Consider the following 22,452-nt stretch of genomic DNA (forward strand, 5'->3'; position numbering starts at 1 on the left):
ATGAGCACTGATTCAAGCGCCCCGACGAGCATCGGCTGGTACGGCAAACTTCCTTCCGCCGGTGACTTCCTGCAACGCCGTTTGCCTGACCCGGTGGTCAACAACTGGGCCCACTGGTTCCATAACGGGCTGGTGAATTTACAGCGCGATGCACAGGGGCCGAACGGCCACCCGTTCAGCAACGCACCGGTGTGGAACTTCGTGATCCCCGCCACGCTCGGCAGCCCGTACGTGCAGATGGGTTGCCTGTTGCCGGCGCGCGATCGCGTCGGGCGGCGCTACCCCATCTGCGCACTGCGCCTGTTCAGCCTGCAAGAATGGCGCCCGCAACAGCTGAACATGGCGGCGAGCTGGTATCAACAGCTCGGCCATACCCTGCTGAACGGCGTGCGCAACGGTTTCTCCGCCGAGCAGATCGACCGCACGTTGCAGGCGATCCCGGCGCTGCCCAGCCCACCGGCGGAAGCGGATTCCGAGATATTGTCGATTATCGGTTTCCAGCATCCGGACGTACCGGGCCTCGGCTGGCAACAGGCCGCCGACTGCTTCGATCCGGCGCAGTACACCAGCTTCTGGTGGACCAATCAGGCCGACGGACATCCGCTCTACACCCACGTGCACAGCGGCAACCTCACCGTGCAGCTGTTTTCACTGCTGTTCGAACCCAACGGCTGGGCGCGCCCCGGCCGCGGCGGCCAGTACCCGCAAATGTTTGATTAACATCGTTCGTTGAAGGAAATTCTATGGCTATCGATACCGATACCCTGCTGGCCCCGGTTGACGCGGACAATCCCTGCGGCGACAACCTGGAATACGACGCCGACTTTCTGGCGATGGAACAAGCCGCCACCGGCAAGGCCGAACAACAGTTCGGCAGCACCATCATTCCGGAAGAAGCGCCGGATTGGGTGCAGGTCGAGCGCCTCGCGACCTCGCTGCTAACGCGCACCAAAGACCTGCGCATCATGCTGTATCTCACCCGCGCCTGGACCCAGCTGCGCGGGTTGCCGGGCTACGCCGACGGGCTGACGCTGGTCCACCAGTCGATGACCCGTTACTGGAACACCCTGCAGCCGCCGCTGGAGTTCGATGGAGAAGCCGATCCGCTGTTTCGCATCAACGCGCTGGCCGACCTTGGCGACAAAGCGGCGCTGGCCGCCAGCGTACGCGCCGCGCCGCTGCTGAAAAGCGCCGCCGGAGAAATCTCGCTGCGCGATGCCGGTGCCCTGCTCGACGGCAGCAAACAGGAGTGCCCCAACTTTCCCGGCGGCCGTGCGCGGCTGCAGGATGAACTGGCGCAGCAGGATCGCCCCGAAGGCGCCCTGGTGACGCGCATCGCCAACACCCTGAGCGCCATTCGCAGCGAAGTGACCCGCCATCTGGGGGAAAGCGCGCTGCCGGAAATGAGCGCGCTGACCAAGGTGTTTTCTCTGGTGGCGCTCGCCGGCCAGAGCGATGCCCCGGCCGCCGACGAACCAGACGCGACGCCTGAAGCGGCTGCCATGCAGCAACCGGCCGCCGTACAGAGCGCCACCGCTCCACTCAACTGGCGCAGCGCGCAGATCCAGTCGCGCGACGACGCCCAGTTGATGCTGGACAAGGTGAAAAACTATTTTCGTCTTCATGAGCCGAGCCACCCGGCGCCACTGATGATCGATCGAGTCCAGCGACTGATTACGCTGGACTTTATGCAAATCGTCCGCGATTTGGCGCCCGATGGGCTTAACCAACTGGAGACCATTCTCGGTCGCCCCGACAACGAGGAGAACAGCTAGCCGCCGACCTTTGTTCTCTTGACGCATCCGATACCGTCTGCCCTGCGCAGACCCGAATCAGAACCTGACTCTCCCAGCCGGACGAGGCGCGTTCCCAATCGCCATTAGATGGAGTAAATCATGTCAAACTCGAAATCCCGCAGCGGGCAGAAATTCATCGCCCGCAACCGCGCGCCGCGCGTACAGATTGAATACGATGTCGAAATTTATGGCGCAGAGCGCAAAATCCAGCTGCCGTTCGTGATGGGCGTGATGGCGGATCTGGTGGGGAAAGCGGTCGACCCGCAAGCCAGCGTGGAAGAGCGCAAATTCATGGAAATCGACGTCGACAACTTCGACGAGCGTATGAAATCGCTGAAGCCGCGCGTCGCTTACCAGGTCGACAACACCCTGACCGGCGAAGGCAAGCTGAACATCGATCTGACCTTCGAAAGCATGGAAGACTTCTCCCCCGCCGCTATCGCCCGCAAGGTCGACGCGCTGGACAATCTGCTGGACGCCCGCACCCAGCTTTCCAACCTGCTGTCCTACATGGACGGCAAGAACGGCGCCGAAGAGCTGATCTCCAAGATCCTGCAAAACCCGGCGCTGCTGCAATCCCTGACCGACGCGCCGAAGCCGGCGGTTAACGACGACAACAACGAGCGTGAGGATTAATCGATGAGCAACTCGCCTCAGCAACAGAATGCGTTGCAAACCACCGAGACTTTTTCCAGCGATGAGTTCAGCGCGCTGCTGAACAAAGAGTTCCGGCCGAAGACCGATCAGGCCAAAGAAGCGGTCGAGAACGCGGTGAAAACCCTGGCGCAGCAGGCGCTGGAAAACACCGTCACCGTTTCTTCCGACGCCTATCGCACCATCCAGGCGCTGATCGCGGAAATCGACGAAAAGCTGTCGCAGCAGATCAACCAGATCATTCACCACGACGACTTCCAGAAGCTGGAAGGCGCCTGGCACGGCCTGCATTATCTGGTCAACAACTCCGAAACCGACGAGATGCTGAAGATCCGCTTCATGAGCATTTCCAAGCAGGAGCTGGGCCGCACGCTGAAGCGCTATAAAGGCGTGGGTTGGGACCAGAGCCCGATCTTCAAGAAAGTCTACGAAGAAGAGTATGGCCAGTTCGGCGGCGAACCGTTCGGCTGCCTGGTGGGCGACTACTACTTCGATCACAGCCCGCAGGACGTGGAGCTGCTGGGCGAAATGGCCAAGATCGGCGCCGCCTCGCACTGCCCGTTCATCGCCGGTACCGCGCCGAGCGTGATGCAGATGGAGTCCTGGCAGGAGCTCTCCAACCCGCGCGATCTGACCAAGATTTTCCAGAACACCGAGTACGCCGCCTGGCGCAGCCTGCGCGAATCGGAAGACGCGCGCTACCTGGGGCTGGTGATGCCGCGCTTCCTGGCGCGCCTGCCGTATGGCATCCGCACCAACCCGGTGGACGAGTTTGACTTCGAAGAAGACACCGACGGCGCGACCCACGGCAATTACACCTGGACCAACGCCGCCTACGCCATGGCCGCCAACATCAACCGTTCGTTCAAAGAGTTCGGCTGGTGCACCGCCATTCGCGGGGTGGAATCCGGCGGCGCGGTGGAGAATCTGCCGTGCCACACCTTCCCGAGCGACGACGGCGGCGTGGACATGAAGTGCCCGACCGAGATCGCCATCAGCGATCGCCGCGAAGCCGAGCTGGCCAAAAACGGCTTTATGCCGCTGGTGCACCGCAAAAACTCCGACTTCGCCGCCTTTATCGGCGCGCAGTCGCTGCAGAAGCCGGCGGAATACTACGACGCCGACGCCTCCGCCAACGCCCAGCTTTCCGCGCGCCTGCCGTACCTGTTCGCCTGCTGCCGCTTCGCGCACTATCTGAAGTGCATCGTGCGCGACAAAATTGGTTCCTTCCGCGAGCGCGACGACATGGAGCGCTGGCTGAACGACTGGATCATGAACTACGTGGACGGCGATCCGGCCAACTCCTCGCAGGAAACCAAGTCGCGCAAACCGCTGGCCGCGGCGGAAGTGCAGGTGGAAGAGATCGAAGACAACCCGGGCTATTACAGTGCCAAGTTCTTCCTGCGCCCGCACTACCAGTTGGAAGGCCTGACCGTCTCCCTGCGCCTGGTGTCGAAGCTGCCTTCGCTGAAACAAAACGACGCGTCCTGATGGGCTGAAGTCAGGCCGCGGTAGTGCGGCCTGGCTGATACATTAACCTCATCACAGGGAAAGAAAGATGAAGACAAAACGGTTTTATCTGGCATCGCTGTTGGCAGTCGTCTGCTCGCTCTCCGCCGCGCCGCCAGCTTTCGCAGAGCAGACATCGATAGCGCATTTGACGTCCGATGATGTCAATCTGCCAGGCAGCGACTTTTTCCGTTTCTATCGCAGTGCAGATAAACAGGAAAAAGAGAAAGCGCGGATTTATTTGCTGGGCGTGCTGGACGCGACGGAAGGAAAAAGCTGGTGCCAATACAGCCAGCTACAAACCGTCACTCTGCAGGAGTTTGTGTTCGAATTCTTTAATAAACTTCCCGCTGCGCGCCTGCACGAAAGGGCTGCCCCCCTGATTGAAGAGGCTCTGGCGACTCGCTTCCCCTGCAAAGGAGGCAAAGCATGAAACCTTTATATCGTCAGCTAAAAAGCAGCCATTACTCCTCTGATTACTCTAGCCCGGGATATTTGGCAGCAGAAGCCGTTTACGCTGAGATTGGCTATGAGCTTGATACGCTTCTAAAGCAAAATCCTGGTTATGCCAATACCTGTGCCGTCCGCATGAGCCTGGCGCTGTTGAAAACCGGTATCAGCTTCAAAGGCCGCCTGCCAATCAAGAAAGGCGCCTATAAGGGTAAAACGATTGAACCGGGAGCCAAATTGCTGGCCGATCAGTTGCATCGCTCCAGTAGTTTTGGCAAAGCCAAAATTTTCTTTAATGCTCCAGATGCAGAGAAAGGTATTGGCAATAAAAAAGGAGTCGTGTTCTTCAATAAGATCACCAACTATGATGGCGGACACATTGATCTTATCGAACCAGAAAACTCGCTATTAACCTGCCATTCCCATTGCTATTTTAACTGCAAAGAGGTCTGGTTTTGGGAGTTGAGCTAGTGTTCCATCGGCTTATCAGTAAATGCATGAGGTTTGGTTTAACTGCATGCTTGCTTATCACCTCATTAAGGCTGCAAGCAGCGCCGATTCAGGATCCGGTGGCATTTATCAAACAGATGCCTTATCACCAGGTCGTAAAAGAACTGGCATTGTCACGCTGCCTGGCACAGGTCTCCGATTCGGATAAAGCATTCTCTCTTGATGCAGCCAGAACGGCGAATGCGATGAGAGAATGGATGCCATTCGATATCGAATCAGGTGATGAGAAAATCAATGTTCTCATCGACAAATATAAATCCAGAATCAATGAGTTTCACAGCGAAACTAAAGACAAGAGTCAAGGTGTCACCCTAAACTGCCTGCGGTTGTACCATAGCCCTGAATTGGACAAGCTTTCTCGACAGCTCATAGCAGGCAACCCAGATCGCACGTGGAATCAAGATAACGCGAAATAATTAAGCATTGAGCCATTAGCACTTAATAGTGGCTCGGTAACCCGTACCGATAGTTTTCGGTATTTAAGAAGGTGCATGGCACAAGGATATAAATTGGTAATGCATTACCACACTTGCAATTCCTGCTGCTATTACCTGAGTTTTTCAACGTAACGTTAATACTACTGTTAACCCTTAATAAAGAGTGAAGAAACTATGGCTATTGATATGTTCCTGAAAGTTGAAGGTGCCAGCGGCGAATCCAAAGATTCGAATCACAAAGGCTGGACCGACATTACTTCTTTCTCCTGGGGCGCTTCTCAACCGGGCAATATGGGCGTTGGCGGCGGCGGTGGCGCCGGCAAAGTGTGCTTCAACGATCTGCACGTTAACGCGCTGGTCGACAAGTCAACCCCGGCGCTGCTGAAGCACTGCTCCAGCGGTAAGCATCTGACCAAGGTTGAGTTGTCTGTCTGCAAGGCGGGCGGTACTCAGGTTGAGTACGTTAAAATCACCCTGGACGACGTGCTGGTCACCGCCGTGCAGTACACCGGCGCAGGCGGCGAAGACACCGTGGGCGTCACCTACTCCTTCCAGGCGGCGAAAGTGAAACAGCAATACTGGGAGCAGAGCGACAAAGGCGGCAAAGGCGCCGAAAGCAGCGCAGGTTGGAACATCAAGGAAAACCGCGAAGCTTAATCTTCCCACACAGATGCCCCGACTTAGGGGCATCTATCAACAGAGGACGTTATAATGAGTCGCCCTTCATTCCAGCAAGCGTGGCAACGATTTAGCGAAATCAACGTAGATATTACTGACGTTGGCAAAAAGATAGGTGGAAATGTAGGTCTTAACATTGAGCTTGGCGTCAATGACCCATTGCAAGGATTCACCAATGCCTGCGCAATACGCATGAGTTACACGCTCAATTATTCTGGTTTTAAAGTTGAACGAGGAGCGTGGAAGACCGTTTCAGGCAAAGATAAAAATTGGTACATTTATCGCGTCAGAGATATTATTAACTTTTTGAATTATAAGTTCGGCAAACCTGATAAAACGATTAAAAACCCTACCCCTAGTGATTTTTCAAAAGACAAAGGGATATTGGTTTTCACTGTTCCAGGATGGAATGATGCCAGCGGACACGCAACATTATGGAACGGTACAACCTGCTCAGATCATTGTTACTTTCCAAAATCCAGCGAGGCATCTATATGGTTACTAAAATAAAATCCCTGTGTGTTGCAAGCATGATATTTTTGGGATGTATTCAATCGGCTCAAGCCAAAGAAACCTATACCCCCGAAGAGTACCTAAAAAACTACGCGCTTAGCGTTTGCATCGCCGAGGGGTACTCAGCAAAAGAAGTCAAAAACGATGCCGCCGCCGCCGCTCGGGGTTACACGGAATTCGGCGATTATTCTCTGGAAGCGCATACCGCCGTCAGGGCGCTGGCAAAAGAATTTCTGGCAAAGCCCTATGACAGTATGTCAGGGGAGCCGATGACGATGGCCAAGTGCATCGATCTTGTACACAGCCAAGAGCTGCAAGCCATCATCAAGAAATACCAAGGAAAAGACGACAACTGATATCAGAGTTGCTCAAACGACGGCTCATATCAAAGGTTATCTCGGATGAGAAGATACACGTACTTTTTAATGTCTCTGCTGCTCGGAAGCCATGTAGTCCTTGCTGAAAACTCGCTCAATGCTTTATCGCAAGAGGCACTTTATAAAAATTGGTTAACCAGCCGCTGCATTGGGAAGTCCACTGACTCAGAAAGAACCAAGCAAGACGCCTTCCGTTCCGCTTCCGCCTATTTAGAATTGAGTAAACTGCCGATGGATGCATTTGAACAAGGTGAAAAACTGGCTGAACAGTACGCAAATAAAAATAGCCAAGGCTCAGTTCAAGGGACTTACCATACTTTAGATTGTCTTTCACTGCAGAACGCCAGTGAAGCTGAAACCATTTTTGAACGTTACTCTAAGTAATAGTCAGGATTGTTGAATCCAATTTCATAAAGTTATCAACTCAAGAGAATTAAAACTTATTGATTATTAACATGACTCCAGACGTCACGCTATCAACTTACTCATATGGATTCTTACCTTCCTATTTTTCATTGTCACTCATAATTTTAGTGGCATTATATTACTTAAAAAAATTATCGGCTCGCAAACACAATTATCCATTTTTTGTTTTCAACTGTCTCATTGTAGTTGTCATGGGCGTCATACAGCTCTCAATTTTTGCATACGGGAATGATTTTCTTAATCTCTTCTACCCACTAGGCAACGATGACTATGACTCTATACACTATGGCAGTTTGATATTCACCTTTATCTACTTAACTCAACTACCAAAAAACACCTATTACAAAAAAGAACAGAATAGAAGTTAGCCATCAGATTAGATGACTAAATCAACATACGCCCAAAGCAGTCTACAATCCCCATCAGCAGGAATGCCTTATGCGATTTTCCATTGTAAAAAATAAAAGCGGCCAGGTTCCGCCGCAGAGCAGTTGCGATTTTCTGCCGCCGGGCGGCACCATCGGCCGCAGCGTGGACAACAACCTGGTGCTGCCGGACGAAGAGCGCGCCATTTCCCGCCTGCAGGCGATCGTGCACATTTCTGCTGACGGCGAATGCCGCATCACCAATCGCGGCAACGTTACCCGCGTGCTGCTGAACGACATTCCGCTGGAACGTGGCCGCCAGGTTGAACTGCAGGACGGCGACGTGCTCGGCATCGACGATTACCAGATTGAAGTCAGCGCGCTGCAACAGCACGCCGCGCCGCAGGCTCAACCGGTGGCCAAGGCCGTTGCCGCGGCTGCGGCCCCTGCAGCCGCCGCCAAAGAAAAATCCGCCGCGCCGATCCCCAACGAAATCTGGGACAGCCTGGTGGAAGAATTTACGCCGAACGCGCCGGCCGCCGTCATACCGTCGCCGATCACCAATCCGGACAATCATCCGCTGCTGGAGACCCCCGCTCGCGAGCTGAACCCGGCCGATCCGCTGGCGCAGCTGGCGGGCGAGGTCGATCTGCGCCAGCTGCAGCAGCAACAAACCGATCCGGCGGCGCTGTTCAACACCGACACCACCTTTGAGCGCGAACACATTCTGGCCGACACCACCCCCAGCGCGCTGCTGGCGGAGCAGGCTGCGCCACCGCGCCCGGCTCCCCCCGTCCAGAATGCGCAGCAACCGGAACAAGAGCTGGATCCACTGGCGCTGTTCGGCGGTTCATCCGCGCCCGCTTCGCCAGAGACGTTAAACAGCAACGATCCGCTGGGGCTGCTGATGGGCGGCGCCGTGCCGCTGGCCCAGCCGGAGGAGCCGGTACAGCCGCCCGCACCGCCGTCACCGGCGCCGATCGCCGCACAACCGGAGGCGCTGCGCCCACAGCCGACGCCGCCGCCCGTGCAGACGCCTGAGCCACAGCCCCAACCTGCGCCGCAGTTCAGCCAGCAGGAACCGCCTGCACAGCCGCCGCGCCCGCGCCAGGGCAACCGCCTGGGCATCGATCCAGTTGCCTACCAGTCTGCCCAGCGGCAGCACGCCGCCGCGCCAAGTGGCGACGCATTGGAAGGGCCGTTGCTGGCGGCGCTGCTGCAAGGCATCGGTCTCGACGATCTGCAACCGCAGCCTCACTTTGACGAACAACAGATCCGCCAGGCCGGTCGCCTGCTGAGCCTGTTCTCGCAAGGCACCGTCGCCCTGCTCTCATCCCGCTCGATCCTCAAGCGCGGCGTGAAGGCCGAGATGACCATGATCCTCGACGAAGCCAACAACCCGTTCAAGCTGCTGCCTTCGGGAAAAACGGTGCTGATGCAGATGTTCGGTAGCCAGATGCCGGGCTTTATGCCGCCGGAACAGGCGGTGCGTGACGCGCTGATCGACCTGCAGGCGCACCAGCTGGGGATGATCGCCGGTATTCGCGCCATCATCGCCGCCATGCTGCAGTCGTTCAACCCGGAGCGTCTCGAAGAAGAAGCGCGCAAGGAAGGCGTGGCGCCGCGTCTGTCGCTGCCCGCCAACCGCAAGGCCGCGCTGTGGGACTACTTCGTGAAGAACTATCAGCAAACCTCCGGCGAAATCGAGGACGATTTCCACACCCTGTTCGGCGAAGCCTTCCTGCACGCCTATGACGTTGAAGTGAATCAATACAAAGACTCACAGACCAAACCGGACGCGTAATGAATATCACCATAGCCTCTACCTCCAACCAGGGCGGCCGCGCCTCCAACCAGGATCAGACCGGCGAGGTGCTCGGCAACCGCGCCGCCTGCTTCGTGGTGTGCGACGGCATCGCCGGTTTTCCGGGCGGCGATATCGCCGCCAAACTGGCACGCGACACCATTTTGCAAAACTTCGACGGCGAAAAGCACCTGAACGCCCAGAGCATTCGCCAGCACATCACCAGCGCCAACGCCGCCATCCACCAGCAGCAGCGGCAGTCGGACGAATACAGCAAGATGGGCACCACGCTGGTCAGTCTGTTTATCGATCGCGATTACCAGCTGGCCTACTGGGCGCACGCCGGCGACAGCCGCCTGTACCTGTTCCGCCGCGGCTACCTGCATACCGTCACCACCGACCACAGCCTGATCCAACAGATGCAGGACGCCGGCTACCAGACCAACGGCATCAACAGCAACCTGCTGTATTTCGCGCTGGGGCTCAACGAAGAGCGCGACGCCACCTACAGCGACGTGCTGCAGCTGGAAGACGGCGACGTTTTCCTGCTGTGCACCGACGGCTTCTGGCACAGCTTCAGCCAGGCCGAACTGGAACAGTCGCTGCATATGGTCAACTCCCCCAGCGAGTGGATCGCCCTGATGCAGCAGGCATGGAAGAAAAACAATAACAGCGATAACTACAGCGCTATCGCCGTCTGGATTGGCTCACCGCAGGAAACCACCCTGCTGCATTCGCTGGCGGATGCGGAGCGGTTTCTGAGCCGCGACTGAGCAGCGCACATTCACAGCAAGGTTCACTATGAAATATTGGATGCCGGGGCTCGTCGCCCTGATGGCGGTGCCGACCGCGCAGGCGATGAACTATCGCCTGGTTTACTCCCCCAGCCAGAAGCTGGAAGTGTTTATCGATGACGTCAAAAACAGCAATCCGGCAAGCTGGTGCGGCAAGAGCATCCCGCTGCGCATCGTCTCGGCGCAAAGCCAGGATCCGGCGGTGCTGAACGACTTCCTGCCGCGCGTCGGCAATCTGTTGGAAAAGCAGTGCCCGAAAGCCGGCCACCTGCCCTGGACGCTGACCGACAAGCGCGGTGAGAAGCTGGCCAGCGGCGAAGCCGCCAAAGCGCGCGGCTGGAAACCGGTGGTCAAACAGGAGGCCGTCGAGCAGCCGGAAACCCCGCCGCAGCCGGCTATCCCTGCTGCAGTGGCCGTGACTTCTCCGCAGGCGGACACCGCGCCGCCTCAGCGTTTCAGCCTGCCGCAGGGCTGCCACTTCCGCACCTTCTGGGGTGACGAAGCCAACGGCGGCGCGCTATTCATTCCCGCTGGTGAAGCGCTGCGCTGCGGCGAGGACGGCTGGCTGCAGGGCAGCGGCGCGGTCACGCTGCAACAGGGCGGCCAAACCCTCTCGCCGACGCTGTGGTTCCTGCAAGGTTACCCGCTGGCGAAGGTGAACGGCGGCGATCGCGCGCTGACCGTCGTCAGCGCCAACGCCCAACGGCTGGTTTTGGGCGGCAACCCGCAGGCGCCGGGCAGCTTCCTGCTGCTGAGCTTCGAACCGAAGCTGCACGCCTGGGCGTTCAACGGTGAAGCGATCGTTGAAATGCCGCGCGTCGATGCCGCCGACGAGAACAAGGTCAAACAGCGCGTACAGCAGGCGCAAACCGCCTGGCAGCCGCTGCTAAGCGCCCCCGCCCCGCTGACCTTCAAGCTGGTGGAAAAGCTGGCCGCAGACCGCGTCGATCCTGCCAGCGGCAGCTACCTGTCGGTTAACGGCGCCACTCACTGATTATAAGGAAAGCCTGTGAAATCATTAGCAAGCATGCTGCAAGGCCAGTCGATCGCCGCGGCCATCACCGCCGTCGAAAACGATATCAAGGCGAAACCGGCGGATGCCGACCTGCGCGCTGCGCTGGTGCAACTGCTGTGCCTGAGCGGCAACTGGACGCGCGCCAACGCGCAGCTGAAATCCTGGCAGGCGCTGAAACCGATCGCTCAACCGACCACGCTGCTGCTGATGCAGTCGGTCAACGCCGAGCTGCAACGCCAGGCGGTGTTTGCCGGCGCGGCCGCGCCGGCGCTGCTGCGGCAGGATCAGCCCTGGCTGCAACTGCTGGTGCAGGCGCTGCATCAGGATGCGCAAGGGGCGGCCGAACAGGCCCAGACGCTGCGCGACGAAGCGCTGGAGGCCGCACCGGCCGGCGCCGGGCAGTTAACGCTGGCTGAAGGGAACCAAGAGCGGCAGCTGAGTTTCGACTGGCTGACCGACGGTGACGGCCGCCTCGGGCCGGTATGCGAGCTGGCGCTGAACGGCGTTTACTACTGGCTGCCGTTCGCCGATATCGCCGCGATCCAGTTCCAGGCGCCGCAGAGCGCCATCGATCTGGTGTGGAGCCATGCACTGGTGCGCCTGACCGACGGCCGCGAACAGGTATGCCAACTGCCCGCCCGTTACCCGCTGGCCGAAGGCAGCGACGACGCGCTGCTGCTGGGCAAACGCACCGAATGGCAACCGCTGGGCGACGGCACCCACTATGCGGGGCTAGGCCTGAAGACCTGGCTCAGCGAAAGCGACGAATTCCCGCTGCACAGCCTGCGGCAGCTGAGCTTCGACGCGAGCGCCTGAACATGAACGATAAACGCCCACCCCACTACGACGGCGGCGATCTGCGCCGCCAGGGCTATCGCAATCGTCAGGACAGCGAGCGCCTGACTTCACGCGACAAAATGCAGCCGGTGCTGCTCGACATGCTGACCGACGACGAACCGCAGAAAAAACAGGAGGCGCAGGTGCGCAACCTGGTGTCGCACAGCGAGTTGCGCCGTCGGGTGCTGCGCGATTTGCAGTGGCTGTTCAACTGCGTCAACAGCGAATCCAATCTGGATCTCGGCGATTTTCCGCAGGTGCGGCGCTCCACGCTGAATTACGGCATCGCCTCGCTGGCGGGCAAGCGCATGTCGGACATCGAATGGCTCGACATTCAGCGCGCGCTGACCGATTCCATCCTCCATTTCGAACCGCGCATTCTGCCCGAAGGGCTGCAGGTGCGCTGCATCTCGGACACCGGTTCGCTGGAACTGCACAACGTGCTGTCGATCGAAATCAAGGGCCGCCTGTGGTGCGTGCCCTATCCGCTGGAGTTTCTGTTCCGTACCGACGTGGATCTGGAAAACGGCCACTTCGATCTGAAAGACATAGGGTAAGGCGATGGACAGTAAACTGTTAGACTATTACAACCGCGAGCTGGCCTATCTGCGTGAGATGGGCGCCGAGTTCGCCGAACAGTACCCGAAGGTCGCGGGCCGTCTCGGCATGCGCGGCATCGACGTGGCGGACCCTTATATCGAGCGCCTGATGGAAGGCTTCGCCTTCCTCACCTCGCGCGTGCAGCTGAAAATGGACGCCGAGTTCCCGCGCTTTTCTCAGCGCTTGCTGGAGATCATCTACCCCAATTACCTGTCGCCGACGCCGTCGATGGCGATCGCCGAGCTGCAGCCGGACAGCAGCAAAGGCGACATCAGCAACGGTTTCGTGGTGCCGCGCGGCACCATGATGGACAGCCAGACGCTGAAGAAAAGCGGCATCACCTGCAGCTACACCACCGCCCATGACGTCACGCTGCAGCCGGTGCGCATCGCCGGCGTCGAGCTGGGTGGCATTCCGGCCGATATCCCGCTGGCCTCGCTGGGGCTGCAGCACAGCGGCTGCGTCAGCGCGCTGCGCATTCGGCTCGAGTGCTACGAAAGCGTAACGCTCAACAACCTGCAGTTGGACCAATTGATGTTTTACCTGGCCGGGCCGGACATGCAGGCGCAGCAGCTGCTGGAGTTGCTGATGCAGCACAGCGTCGGGCTTGTCTGCCAAACGGTGGAGGCGCAACCGCAGCGGCGGGCGCTGGCGCTGGACGGGCTGCGGCAGGAGGGCTTCGCCGCCGAGCAGGCGCTGCTGCCCAACGACCTGCGCAACTTTGAAGGCTACCGGCTGCTGCAGGAGTATTTCGCCTTCCCGGCGCGCTTCCAGTTTTTCAGCGTCAACGGCCTGCGTCCGCTGCTGCAGAGCGTGCGCGAAGGGAAAAAAGCGCTGCGCCAGTTCGAGATCGTGGTGCTGCTGGATCGGCACGACGCCGCGCTAGAACGGGTGGTCGACGTTGCCCATTTGGCGCTGCACTGCACGCCGGTGATCAACCTGTTTCCGAAGATCGCCGAACGCATCGCGATCAACGAAAAAAACCACGAATACCATCTGGTGGTCGACAATATCCGGCCGCTGGATTACGAAGTGTTCTCGGTGCAGCGGCTCGGCGGCAGCGCCAGCGAAAAACGCTACGAGCAAGAGTTTCGGCCGTTTTACAGCACCCTGAGCGCGGACGACGGCAACTATGGCGCCTACTTCTCGCTGCGGCGCGAACAGCGCACCCTGTCGGAACACGCCCGCCGCTATGGCACCCGCACCGGCTATGCCGGTTCGGAAGTGTTCGTATCGCTGGTGGACGAACGGCAATCGCCGTGGCACAGCGATCTGAAATACCTCACCGCCGACGTGTTGTGCACCAGCCGCGACCTGCCGTTGATGTTGCTGCAGCAGGATCAGGGCAACTTCGTGATGCCCGATTCAATCCCGATCAAGCAGGTCTCGCTGCGCAAAGGCCCCACCCCGCCACGCCCGGCGCTGGCCGAAGGGATGATCACCTGGCGGTTGATCAGTCAGCTGCAGCTGAATTACCTCAGCATGATGGACGGCGATCCGGAACAGGGCGCCGCCAGCCTGCGCCAGTTGCTGGGGCTGTATGGCAACCTGAGCGAGCCGGCGATCGCCAAACAGATCCAGGGCGTGCGCCACTGCAACCTGCGGCCGGTCTATCGGCGAGTGCCTGAACCCGGCCCCATCGTGTTCGCGCGCGGCATCGCCATCGATCTGACGGTCGATGAGCAGGCGTTCTCGGGCAACAGCCCTTACCTGCTCGGCAGCGTGCTGGAGCGCCTGTTCTCGCGCCTGGTGGCGATGAACACCTTCACCGAGATGACGCTCTCCAGCCAGCAACGCGGCGAAATCGCCTACTGGCAGGCGCGCATGGGCAAAAGGACGCTGATATGAACGCGGAGATGATCGCCACCGAATTGGCGCCGCCGCAGATCAACGCGCTGTATCGCCTGCCGGACGACTTTTGGCCGCGGCTGCGCAGCGCGCCTTACAAGCACGATCTGTTTCAGCTGCTGCGCCGCATCGACGCCCAGGGCGGCCAGCCCTACCTGCTGGGACGCGCGCCGCTGCCGCGCCACGAGATGCTGCGCCTGGGGCAGGAACCTTCGCTGTCGTTCGCACCCTCCACGCTGGCGCAGGTGACGCCGCGCGCCAACAGCCCGCTGCACGACGTTTCGATCTTCAGTTTCGGTCTGTTCGGCCCCAACGGGCCGCTGCCGCTGCACCTGACCGAATACGTGCGCGAACGGGTGTATCACCATCAGGACACCACCCTGCTGGCGTTCACCAATCTGTTCCATCACCGGCTGACGCTGCTGTTTTACCGCGCCTGGGCCGACGCGCAACCGACGGTATCGCTGGATCGCCCGGACAACCGGCGCTTCGACGAGTACCTGTCGAGCCTGATCGGCCTCGGCCAGCCGGCGCAGCAGGAACGCGACAGCATCAACGCCCACGCCAAACATTTTATGGCCGGTCATCTGATTCGCCACAGCCGCGATCCGGAAGGCCTGAGCAAGATTTTGCAGCAGTATTTCAAGGTGCCGGTGCGCATCGTCGAGAACGTGCCGCACTGGCTGCGGGTAGAACCGCGCGAGCAGGCGCGGCTCAAGGCCGGACGCGGCGCGCCACGGCTCGGCGAGTCGGCTTTTCTCGGCATCGCGGTGCGGGATATCCAGCACAAGTTCCGCATCGAGCTGGGGCCGATGCCGCAGCGGGACTATGACCGCTTTCTGCCCGGCGCCGATCTGTGCCGGCAACTGCGCGACTGGGTGCGCCAATACCTGGGCATCGAGTTCGTCTGGGAAGTGCGCCTGATCCTGGCGAAGGAACAGGCGCACGGCATCCAGCTCGGCGGCGCGCAGCGGTTGGGCCTGAGCAGTTGGCTGGCCGACCATCGGCGACAGCGCGATCTCGACGATCTGATCTTCAGCCCTGAACCGCTGGAAAACCCGTTCTGACCCTATTTCGGCCGGCGCCCTGCGGCGCCAGGCCACTCTGAGACCTGAGGAAAACCATGTCTGAAATCAGCCGCTCGGTATTATTTGGCAAACTGGATAGCCTGTTATTCACCTCTCTGGAAAGTGCGACGGCGTTTTGCAAGCTGCGCGGTAACCCCTACGTCGAACTGGCGCACTGGCTGCATCAGCTGATGCAATCGCCGGACGGCGATCTGCAGCAAATCGTTCGCCACTTCGCGCTGGACGAGGCGCAATTGGCGCGCGACATCGTCGAGGCGCTCGATCGCCTGCCGCGCGGCGCCAGCGCCATTTCCGATCTGTCCGAGCACATCGACAGCGCGGTAGAACGCGCCTGGGTCTATGGCTCATTGAAATTCGGCGCGGCGCGCATCCGCGGCGGCCACCTGCTGCTCGGTATCCTGAAAACCTACAGCCTGCGCCATCTGCTGAAGGCCATTTCCCCGCAGTTCGAGCGCATCAACGCCGATCTGTTGATGGATCAGTTCGCCGCCATCACCGCTCACTCGGCGGAAAACGCCCAGGATGCGCCGGCGGAAAGCGGCGCCGAGAACGTATCCGGCGCGCCGCGCAGCGGTGAAAGCGTGCTGGCGCAGTATGCCCAGGATCTGACCGCCAGAGCGCGCAACGGCGAGATCGACCCGGTGGCCGGCCGCGATGAGGAAATCCGGCAAATCATCGATATCCTGATGCGCCGCCGCCAGAACAACCCGCTGCTGACCGGCGAGGCGGGCGTCGGCAAAACCGCGGTGGTGGAAGGCCTGGCGCTGCGCATCGTGGCCGGCGACGTACCGCCGCAGCTGCGCGACGTGAAACTGTGCCTGTTGGACATCGGCATGCTGCAGGCCGGCGCCGGCGTCAAAGGCGAGTTTGAAAAACGGCTGCAGGCGGTGATCGACGAAGTGCAGTCCAGCCCGACGCCGATCATCCTGTTTATCGACGAAATTCACACCCTGATCGGCGCCGGCGGCACCCAGGGCACCGGCGACGCCGCCAACCTGCTGAAACCGGCGCTGGCGCGTGGCCAACTGCGCACTGTCGGCGCCACCACCTGGTCGGAATACAAGAAATACATCGAGAAAGACCCGGCGCTCACCCGCCGTTTCCAGGTGGTGCAGGTGCACGAGCCAAGCGAAGACAAGGCGCTGCTGATGCTGCGCAGCACCGTCAGTCCGCTGGAACAACACCACCGCGTGCTGCTGCTGGATGAAGCGGTGGACGCCGCGGTGCGGCTGTCGCATCGCTATATTCCTGCCCGCCAGCTGCCGGACAAAGCGGTGGCGCTGTTGGATACCGCCTGCGCGCGCGTGGCGGTCAGCCAACACGCCGAGCCTGCCCAGGTCGAAGACTGCCGCCACCGCATCGATGCGCTGCAGATAGAGTTGGATATCGCCCGCCGCGAGGCCAAAGTCGGCATCGGCGATCCCCAGCGCCCGCAGGAGATTGAAACTCAGCTGGCCGCGCTGCGCCAGGAGCTGGAACAGCTGACCGACCGCTGGCAGCAGGAGCTGGCGCTGATCCAAGAGATCATCACGCTGCGCGCCCAGTTGCATCAGCAGGAAGCGGAGCCTACCGGCGAAGAAACAGAGGCGGCCCCTGACGCCGACGCGCTGCGCGCCCAGCTGGGTGAACTTCAGCAGCAGCTGAACGCGCTGCAGGGCGAGGCGCCGCTGATCTTCGCCGCCGTCGACGCCAACATCGTGGCGGCGGTAGTGGCCGACTGGACCGGCATCCCGCTGGGCCGCATGGTGAAAAACGAGATTGAGGCGGTGCTGCAGCTCTCCGACACCCTGAACCAGCGTGTGATCGGCCAACGCCATGCGCTGGATCTGATCGCCCGCCGGGTGCGCACTTCGCGGGCGCGGCTGGACGATCCGAACAAGCCGGTCGGGGTGTTCCTGCTGGCCGGGCCGTCCGGCGTCGGCAAGACCGAAACCGCGCTGGCGCTGGCGGAAACCCTGTACGGCGGCGAGCAGAACGTCATCACCATCAACATGAGCGAATTCCAGGAGTCGCACACCGTTTCGACGCTCAAAGGCGCGCCCCCCGGCTATGTCGGCTACGGCGAAGGCGGCGTGCTGACCGAGGCGGTGCGCCGCCGCCCTTACAGCGTGGTGCTGTTGGACGAAATCGAGAAGGCGCACCCGGACGTGCATGAGATCTTCTTCCAGGTGTTCGACAAGGGCTGGATGGAGGACGGCGAAGGCCGCCATATCGATTTCCGCAACACCATTATCATCCTGACCTCCAACGTCGGCACCGATCTGATCGCCGGGCTGTGCAGCGATCCGGAGCTGCTGCCGGAGCCGGAAGCGCTGAGCGGCGCGCTGCGCCAACCGCTGCTGTCGGTGTTCCCGGCCGCCTTGCTCGGCCGCCTGCTGGTGGTGCCGTATTACCCGCTGACCGACGCCACGCTGGGCAACATCGTGCGCCTGCAGCTGGGGCGCATCCAGCGTCGCCTGGCGGAGAATCACGACATCGTCTGCACCTTCGACGACGCGGTCATCGAGCAGATCGTCAGCCGCTGCACCGAGGTGGAGTCCGGTGGCCGCATGGTCGACGCCATCCTGACCAACACCCTGCTGCCGCAGATCAGCCACACCCTGCTGACAGGCAGCGCCAACGACCAGCGCTATCGCCAGCTGCATATCGCGCTGCAGAACCACGAATTCATTTGTCAATTTCAGGCATAACGCCGCGGCCGCCGAGACGGCGGCCCTTTGAACACAGAGAGTCATCACTATGTCGGGAACCGGGATAACCAAACCGAATTCGAACAGCCTGCCGAGCGGCTATCGATTCAATGAATTCGAGATCCAGGAAGCGATCGGCGAAGGCGGCTTCGGCATCGTCTACCGCGCCTACGATCACCAACTGGAACGCACCATCGCCATCAAGGAGTACATGCCAACCTCGCTGGCGAAACGCAACGACGATCTCAGCATCGGGCTGCGCGGTGAACGCTTCAGCAAAACCTTCCAGGCCGGGCTGAACAGCTTTATTCAGGAGGCGCGTCTGCTGGCGCGCTTCTCGCACCCCGGCCTGCTGCACGTGTTGCGCTTCTGGGAAGAGAACGGCACCGCCTACATGGGCACCCAGTTTTACAGCGGCACCACGCTGAAGAACCTGCAGGCGCAGCAACCGGAGAAAATCGACGAGGCGTGGATCCGGCGGCTGCTGCCGCCGCTGTTCAGCGCCATCAACACCATCCACCAGGAAGGCTATCTGCACCGCGACATTTCGCTGGATAACATCCAGATCCAGGAAAGCCAACTGCCGGTGCTGCTGGACTTCGGATCGGCGCGTAAAGAGATCGGCAACCTGTCAGACGAAACGGAGATCATGCTCAAACCGGGCTTCGCGCCGATCGAGCAGTACACCGAGAACAGCGACGGCGAACAGGGGCCCTGGACCGATATCTACGCGCTGGGCGCCGTGCTGCACACGCTGATCGTCGGTTCGCCGCCGCCGGTCAGCGTGGTGCGCAGCATCGAAGACAGCTACCAGCCGCTGGCCGAGCGCCGCCCCGCCGGTTACTCGCCGGAGCTGCTGCGCACCGTCGATCGCGCGCTGGCGCTGAAGCCGGAAGACCGCCCGCAGACCATCGATGAAATGGCCGAGCTGCTGCATCTGCCAATCGCCGATGAGAACGAAATCATCAGCACCCCTGCGGCTGCACCGGAGAACCTGCTGGTCGCCGCCAACCCGGCTGCCGCTGCGGCCGCCGCCGGCGCCGTTACCGCGCGCGGCACCCAATTCTCGCGGCCGATGATGGCCGGCGCCGGCGTCGCTGCGCTGCTGGTGATCGGTGCCGTCGCCTGGCTGAGCGGCGGCGAGGACGATACCCAGGCCGTGACCCAAAACACTGAGGCGTCACCGGCGCGGAAAACCCTGGCGGAACAGCCGAGCGCGCCGCAAACCGCGCAGCCTGCAGCCGCGGAACCTGAAAAGGTGGCACCGCCACCGCAGCCGGTGGCGTTGGTGTACTTCAAACTGCAACCGGGCGAACAGGTCAGCCTCGACGGCAAGCCGCAGCAGGTGACGCCGGGCGCAAACGGCTTCGCCAGCCTGAACCTGGCGCCGGGCCGCTATCAGCTGGAAATCCGCCACGACGATCGACTCCGCCGGCAGCAACTCAGCATCGACACCGCCGGCACCTGGCTGGTCAATCCGGCCACCGCCGGTTAATCCCGTTCTGAAACTCCGCCGCGGCGGGGTTTCCCTATTTCATGAGACTGACGCACCACTGCCCATCCTCATTGGCCGCGCGGCAAGGCCGCTGCAACGCCGGAGTATGCAGGGCATGACGTCAATCACAGAGGACGTTCTCATGTTGGACCGCATTATTGCGCACACGCCGCTGGGCCAGGAGCAACTGTTGTTCCGCTCACTGGACGGTATCGAAGCGCTTTCCACCCCTTTTGACTTCTCTATTGAATTGCTGAGCACCGACGCGCGGCTCGATCGCAAAGCGCTGCTCGGCCAACCGCTGACGCTGGAGATCCCAACCCAGGGCTTCCTCAGCGCCCCGCGCTACCTGAACGGCAAGATCACCGCCATCGCCGTCAGCAGCGAAGAGATCGGCGGCACGCGCTACGCGGTGTATAACCTGCACGTGCAGCCGGATCTCTGGCCGATGACCAAGGACCGCAACTTCCGCATCTTCCAGGAACAGACGGTGCCGCAGATCGTCAAGACCCTGCTGGCGGAGCACAACGTGCAGCTGGAAGATCAGCTGACCGGCGACTATCGCCTGTGGAGCTACTGCGTGCAGTACAACGAAAGCAGTTTCAACTTCATCAGCCGCCTGATGGAGCTGGAGGGCATCTATTATTATTTCAAACACGAGATGGGCAAACACACGCTGGTGCTCGGGGACGCCCCCCACCACCACCAGCCCTATCCCGGCTATGAGATGATCCCCTACCACCTGACGCCGTCCGGCGGCAGCACCAGCGAGGAAGGCATCAGCCAGTGGACGTTGTCCGATCGCGTCACGCCGGGTATCTACAGCCTGGACGACTACGATTTCCGCAAGCCGAACGCCTGGCTGTTCCAGGCACGGCAAAACCCGGTCTCGCCGACGCCGGGGCAGATCGACGTTTACGACTGGCCGGGCCGCTACACCGAGCATCAGCAGGGGGAGTTCTACGCCCGCGTGCGCCAGGAGGCCTGGCAGGCCGAACATCAGCAGATCCGCGGTACCGCCACCGCGCTGGGCATTGCTCCCGGCAGCACCTTTACGCTGTATAACGCCCCGCACGCCGACGACAACCGCGAGTACCTGACGCTGCAGGCCAACTACCATCTGAAAGAGAACCGCTATGCCAGCGGCGACGATCAGAGCAGCGAACACCGTATCGACTTCATCGTGCTACCGGCGGACGTGCCCTGGCACCCGCCGCAGCAGGCTACCTGGCCGAAAACCCACGGGCCGCAGACCGCCCGGGTGGTCGGCCCGGCCGGCGAATCGATTTGGACCGACAAATACGGCCGCATCAAGGTGAAGTTCCACTGGGACCGCTTCGGGCCGAAAGACGACGGCAGCTCCTGCTGGGTGCGCGTCTCCAGCGCCTGGGCCGGCCAAGGCTACGGCGGCGTGCAGATCCCGCGCGTGAACGACGAAGTGGTGGTGGACTTTATCAACGGCGATCCGGATCGGCCGATCGTCACCGGGCGCGTCTATAACGAAGCCAGCATGCCGCCGTGGGCGCTGCCGGCCGCCGCCACCCAGATGGGCTTTATGAGCCGCACCAAGGACGGCACCGCCGACAACGCCAACGCCCTGCGTTTCGAAGACAAGGCCGGCGCCGAACAAGTGTGGATCCAGGCGGAGCGCAACATGGACACCCAGGTGAAAAACGATGAAAGCCACACCATCGCTAACGACCACACGCATCTGGTGGGCGGTAACCAGATCAAACGGGTGGTGCTCAATCAGGCAACCGGCGTCAAAGGCGAATCCTCCGCGCTGACCGGCAAAACGCGCAGCGACGCCGTGGTTAACGCCTTTACCCTCGGCTCCGGCGAATCGCTGCGGCTCGAGTGCGGCGAAAGCGTGATCGAACTGCTGGCGAACGGCCAAATCAACATCACCGGCACCAGCTTCAATATCACGGTGAAAGAGGACGGAGAGATCAATACCGGCGGCCAGCTGGATCTCAACCAGCCTGGCGGCGCCGCGCGCACCGCCGCACCGGGCGGTGGCCATCAGGCGGCAATCCGGAGCGCCGTCGATCAGCTGTTCCCGAAATCCTGATGCCGACGCGGCCCTGCGCCGCGTCCTTTCCCCTGATTACTTGCAAGGACATCCATGGATTACCTTTTCCAGGAAGGCCATTTCACCCTCCCCGCCATCGCCTGGCAGGACTGCACGGTCAATATTCTCAAAAACCCGCAAACCGGCGCCTCGCTGGTCATCACCCGCGGCATCATTCCGCAAGGTGCCACGCTGGAGGACGAATTCGAGAAGCAGTGGCAAGCACTGCTGCCACAGATCAGCGATTTGCAACAGTCGCCGCGCCGGCGCATCAGCGCCGGGCCGCAGGGCCATCTCAAGGCGATTGAAGTCACCAGTCGCTTTATCCGCGCCGGACACCACCATCATCAGCATCAGTTGGCGGTGCAGCCGGACGAGAGCCAGACGTTACTGATCGTCACCTATGCCGCCATGCGCCCCTTCACCCCCGAGGATGACGCTCACTGGCAGCAGGTGAAAGCGTCGCTGGTCTTGACCGAACACAGTGAACAATAG

At 60.7% G+C, this 22,452-nt stretch carries 22 protein-coding genes; all 22 read left to right on the top strand.

Annotated elements, in window-relative coordinates; genetic code table 11:
* The 22 genes from tagF (at position 1) to ACJ8J4_RS06255 (ending at position 22,452) form a co-directional block, all read left to right on the top strand.
* Complete coding sequence (tagF, locus tag ACJ8J4_RS06150) at positions 1–720, top strand: type VI secretion system-associated protein TagF (RefSeq protein WP_025303290.1); 720 nt, start codon at positions 1–3, stop codon at positions 718–720.
* Positions 721–743: 23 nt separating this feature from the next.
* Positions 744–1,775 (top strand): type VI secretion system protein TssA, encoded by a 1,032-nt coding sequence (gene tssA, locus ACJ8J4_RS06155; protein WP_038629525.1) that lies wholly within the window; start codon positions 744–746, stop codon positions 1,773–1,775.
* A gap of 120 nt (positions 1,776–1,895) precedes the next feature.
* Entirely contained in the window at positions 1,896–2,432 is a 537-nt protein-coding gene (tssB, locus tag ACJ8J4_RS06160) for a type VI secretion system contractile sheath small subunit (protein WP_016927260.1), read from the top strand.
* A gap of 3 nt (positions 2,433–2,435) precedes the next feature.
* On the top strand, positions 2,436–3,941 hold the full coding sequence (gene tssC / locus ACJ8J4_RS06165; protein WP_016927259.1) for a type VI secretion system contractile sheath large subunit: 1,506 nt from the start codon (positions 2,436–2,438) through the stop codon (positions 3,939–3,941).
* Positions 3,942–4,008: 67 nt separating this feature from the next.
* Positions 4,009–4,392 carry a Rap1a/Tai family immunity protein gene (locus ACJ8J4_RS06170; RefSeq protein WP_025303292.1) on the top strand — a complete coding sequence of 128 codons (384 nt, stop codon included), beginning with the start codon at positions 4,009–4,011 and terminating at the stop codon, positions 4,390–4,392.
* Positions 4,389–4,880, top strand: a complete 492-nt coding sequence (locus tag ACJ8J4_RS06175; protein ID WP_025303293.1) for a T6SS effector amidase Tae4 family protein — start codon at positions 4,389–4,391, stop codon at positions 4,878–4,880. Before ACJ8J4_RS06170 ends, ACJ8J4_RS06175 begins: the two co-directional genes overlap by 4 nt.
* A 26-nt stretch (positions 4,881–4,906) precedes the next feature.
* On the top strand, positions 4,907–5,335 hold the full coding sequence (locus ACJ8J4_RS06180; RefSeq protein ID WP_025303294.1) for a T6SS amidase immunity protein Tai4 family protein: 429 nt from the start codon (positions 4,907–4,909) through the stop codon (positions 5,333–5,335).
* A 195-nt stretch (positions 5,336–5,530) separates the two neighbouring features.
* Positions 5,531–6,013, top strand: coding sequence for an Hcp family type VI secretion system effector (locus ACJ8J4_RS06185; RefSeq protein WP_004961372.1), 483 nt, complete (start codon positions 5,531–5,533; stop codon positions 6,011–6,013).
* A 51-nt stretch (positions 6,014–6,064) separates the two neighbouring features.
* Positions 6,065–6,544 carry a type VI secretion system amidase effector protein Tae4 gene (locus ACJ8J4_RS06190; RefSeq protein ID WP_089180537.1) on the top strand — a complete coding sequence of 160 codons (480 nt, stop codon included), beginning with the start codon at positions 6,065–6,067 and terminating at the stop codon, positions 6,542–6,544.
* Positions 6,545–6,564: 20 nt separating this feature from the next.
* The gene (locus tag ACJ8J4_RS06195; protein ID WP_227255705.1) at positions 6,565–6,903 is read left to right on the top strand and encodes a T6SS amidase immunity protein Tai4 family protein; all 339 of its coding nucleotides are present in this window, start codon (positions 6,565–6,567) and stop codon (positions 6,901–6,903) included.
* A 69-nt stretch (positions 6,904–6,972) separates the two neighbouring features.
* Positions 6,973–7,308 (top strand): T6SS amidase immunity protein Tai4 family protein, encoded by a 336-nt coding sequence (locus ACJ8J4_RS06200; RefSeq protein WP_227255704.1) that lies wholly within the window; start codon positions 6,973–6,975, stop codon positions 7,306–7,308.
* A gap of 480 nt (positions 7,309–7,788) precedes the next feature.
* Positions 7,789–9,519 (top strand): type VI secretion system-associated FHA domain protein TagH, encoded by a 1,731-nt coding sequence (gene tagH, locus ACJ8J4_RS06205; protein ID WP_151429314.1) that lies wholly within the window; start codon positions 7,789–7,791, stop codon positions 9,517–9,519.
* Positions 9,519–10,292, top strand: a complete 774-nt coding sequence (locus tag ACJ8J4_RS06210) for a PP2C family protein-serine/threonine phosphatase (RefSeq protein WP_025303297.1) — start codon at positions 9,519–9,521, stop codon at positions 10,290–10,292. Before tagH ends, ACJ8J4_RS06210 begins: the two co-directional genes overlap by 1 nt.
* Before the next feature lie 28 nt (positions 10,293–10,320).
* A complete protein-coding gene (locus ACJ8J4_RS06215; protein WP_043138706.1) occupies positions 10,321–11,307 on the top strand; it encodes a hypothetical protein in 987 nt (328 codons plus the stop codon).
* A 15-nt stretch (positions 11,308–11,322) separates the two neighbouring features.
* Entirely contained in the window at positions 11,323–12,144 is an 822-nt protein-coding gene (locus tag ACJ8J4_RS06220) for a type VI secretion system accessory protein TagJ (protein ID WP_043138708.1), read from the top strand.
* A gap of 2 nt (positions 12,145–12,146) precedes the next feature.
* Positions 12,147–12,722: a type VI secretion system baseplate subunit TssE gene (locus ACJ8J4_RS06225; RefSeq protein WP_043138711.1), complete on the top strand. Its 576-nt coding sequence runs from the start codon at positions 12,147–12,149 to the stop codon at positions 12,720–12,722.
* 4 nt (positions 12,723–12,726) lie between these two features.
* Entirely contained in the window at positions 12,727–14,613 is a 1,887-nt protein-coding gene (tssF, locus tag ACJ8J4_RS06230) for a type VI secretion system baseplate subunit TssF (RefSeq protein ID WP_025303301.1), read from the top strand.
* Positions 14,610–15,680, top strand: a complete 1,071-nt coding sequence (gene tssG, locus ACJ8J4_RS06235; protein WP_049206010.1) for a type VI secretion system baseplate subunit TssG — start codon at positions 14,610–14,612, stop codon at positions 15,678–15,680. Before tssF ends, tssG begins: the two co-directional genes overlap by 4 nt.
* Positions 15,681–15,736: 56 nt before the next feature.
* The gene (gene tssH / locus ACJ8J4_RS06240; RefSeq protein WP_197836141.1) at positions 15,737–18,391 is read left to right on the top strand and encodes a type VI secretion system ATPase TssH; all 2,655 of its coding nucleotides are present in this window, start codon (positions 15,737–15,739) and stop codon (positions 18,389–18,391) included.
* 49 nt (positions 18,392–18,440) lie between these two features.
* Positions 18,441–19,886 carry a serine/threonine protein kinase gene (locus ACJ8J4_RS06245; protein WP_197836140.1) on the top strand — a complete coding sequence of 482 codons (1,446 nt, stop codon included), beginning with the start codon at positions 18,441–18,443 and terminating at the stop codon, positions 19,884–19,886.
* A 142-nt stretch (positions 19,887–20,028) separates the two neighbouring features.
* On the top strand, positions 20,029–21,957 hold the full coding sequence (locus ACJ8J4_RS06250) for a type VI secretion system Vgr family protein (RefSeq protein ID WP_197836137.1): 1,929 nt from the start codon (positions 20,029–20,031) through the stop codon (positions 21,955–21,957).
* Positions 21,958–22,011: 54 nt separating this feature from the next.
* Positions 22,012–22,452 (top strand): DcrB-related protein, encoded by a 441-nt coding sequence (locus ACJ8J4_RS06255; protein WP_025303306.1) that lies wholly within the window; start codon positions 22,012–22,014, stop codon positions 22,450–22,452.

Origin of the sequence: Serratia sp. CY47280 (assembly GCF_052168655.1) — a bacterium.
In the GTDB taxonomy this organism is placed as follows: domain Bacteria; phylum Pseudomonadota; class Gammaproteobacteria; order Enterobacterales; family Enterobacteriaceae; genus Serratia; species Serratia bockelmannii.

Coding starts and splice junctions, on each gene's coding strand:
- tagF (WP_025303290.1), top strand. CDS start 1: ATGAGCACTGATTCAAGCGCCCCGACGAGCATCGGCTGGTACGGCAAA.
- tssA (WP_038629525.1), top strand. CDS start 744: ATGGCTATCGATACCGATACCCTGCTGGCCCCGGTTGACGCGGACAAT.
- tssB (WP_016927260.1), top strand. CDS start 1,896: ATGTCAAACTCGAAATCCCGCAGCGGGCAGAAATTCATCGCCCGCAAC.
- tssC (WP_016927259.1), top strand. CDS start 2,436: ATGAGCAACTCGCCTCAGCAACAGAATGCGTTGCAAACCACCGAGACT.
- ACJ8J4_RS06170 (WP_025303292.1), top strand. CDS start 4,009: ATGAAGACAAAACGGTTTTATCTGGCATCGCTGTTGGCAGTCGTCTGC.
- ACJ8J4_RS06175 (WP_025303293.1), top strand. CDS start 4,389: ATGAAACCTTTATATCGTCAGCTAAAAAGCAGCCATTACTCCTCTGAT.
- ACJ8J4_RS06180 (WP_025303294.1), top strand. CDS start 4,907: ATGAGGTTTGGTTTAACTGCATGCTTGCTTATCACCTCATTAAGGCTG.
- ACJ8J4_RS06185 (WP_004961372.1), top strand. CDS start 5,531: ATGGCTATTGATATGTTCCTGAAAGTTGAAGGTGCCAGCGGCGAATCC.
- ACJ8J4_RS06195 (WP_227255705.1), top strand. CDS start 6,565: ATGATATTTTTGGGATGTATTCAATCGGCTCAAGCCAAAGAAACCTAT.
- ACJ8J4_RS06200 (WP_227255704.1), top strand. CDS start 6,973: ATGTCTCTGCTGCTCGGAAGCCATGTAGTCCTTGCTGAAAACTCGCTC.
- tagH (WP_151429314.1), top strand. CDS start 7,789: ATGCGATTTTCCATTGTAAAAAATAAAAGCGGCCAGGTTCCGCCGCAG.
- ACJ8J4_RS06210 (WP_025303297.1), top strand. CDS start 9,519: ATGAATATCACCATAGCCTCTACCTCCAACCAGGGCGGCCGCGCCTCC.
- ACJ8J4_RS06215 (WP_043138706.1), top strand. CDS start 10,321: ATGAAATATTGGATGCCGGGGCTCGTCGCCCTGATGGCGGTGCCGACC.
- ACJ8J4_RS06225 (WP_043138711.1), top strand. CDS start 12,147: ATGAACGATAAACGCCCACCCCACTACGACGGCGGCGATCTGCGCCGC.
- tssF (WP_025303301.1), top strand. CDS start 12,727: ATGGACAGTAAACTGTTAGACTATTACAACCGCGAGCTGGCCTATCTG.
- tssG (WP_049206010.1), top strand. CDS start 14,610: ATGAACGCGGAGATGATCGCCACCGAATTGGCGCCGCCGCAGATCAAC.
- tssH (WP_197836141.1), top strand. CDS start 15,737: ATGTCTGAAATCAGCCGCTCGGTATTATTTGGCAAACTGGATAGCCTG.
- ACJ8J4_RS06245 (WP_197836140.1), top strand. CDS start 18,441: ATGTCGGGAACCGGGATAACCAAACCGAATTCGAACAGCCTGCCGAGC.
- ACJ8J4_RS06250 (WP_197836137.1), top strand. CDS start 20,029: ATGTTGGACCGCATTATTGCGCACACGCCGCTGGGCCAGGAGCAACTG.
- ACJ8J4_RS06255 (WP_025303306.1), top strand. CDS start 22,012: ATGGATTACCTTTTCCAGGAAGGCCATTTCACCCTCCCCGCCATCGCC.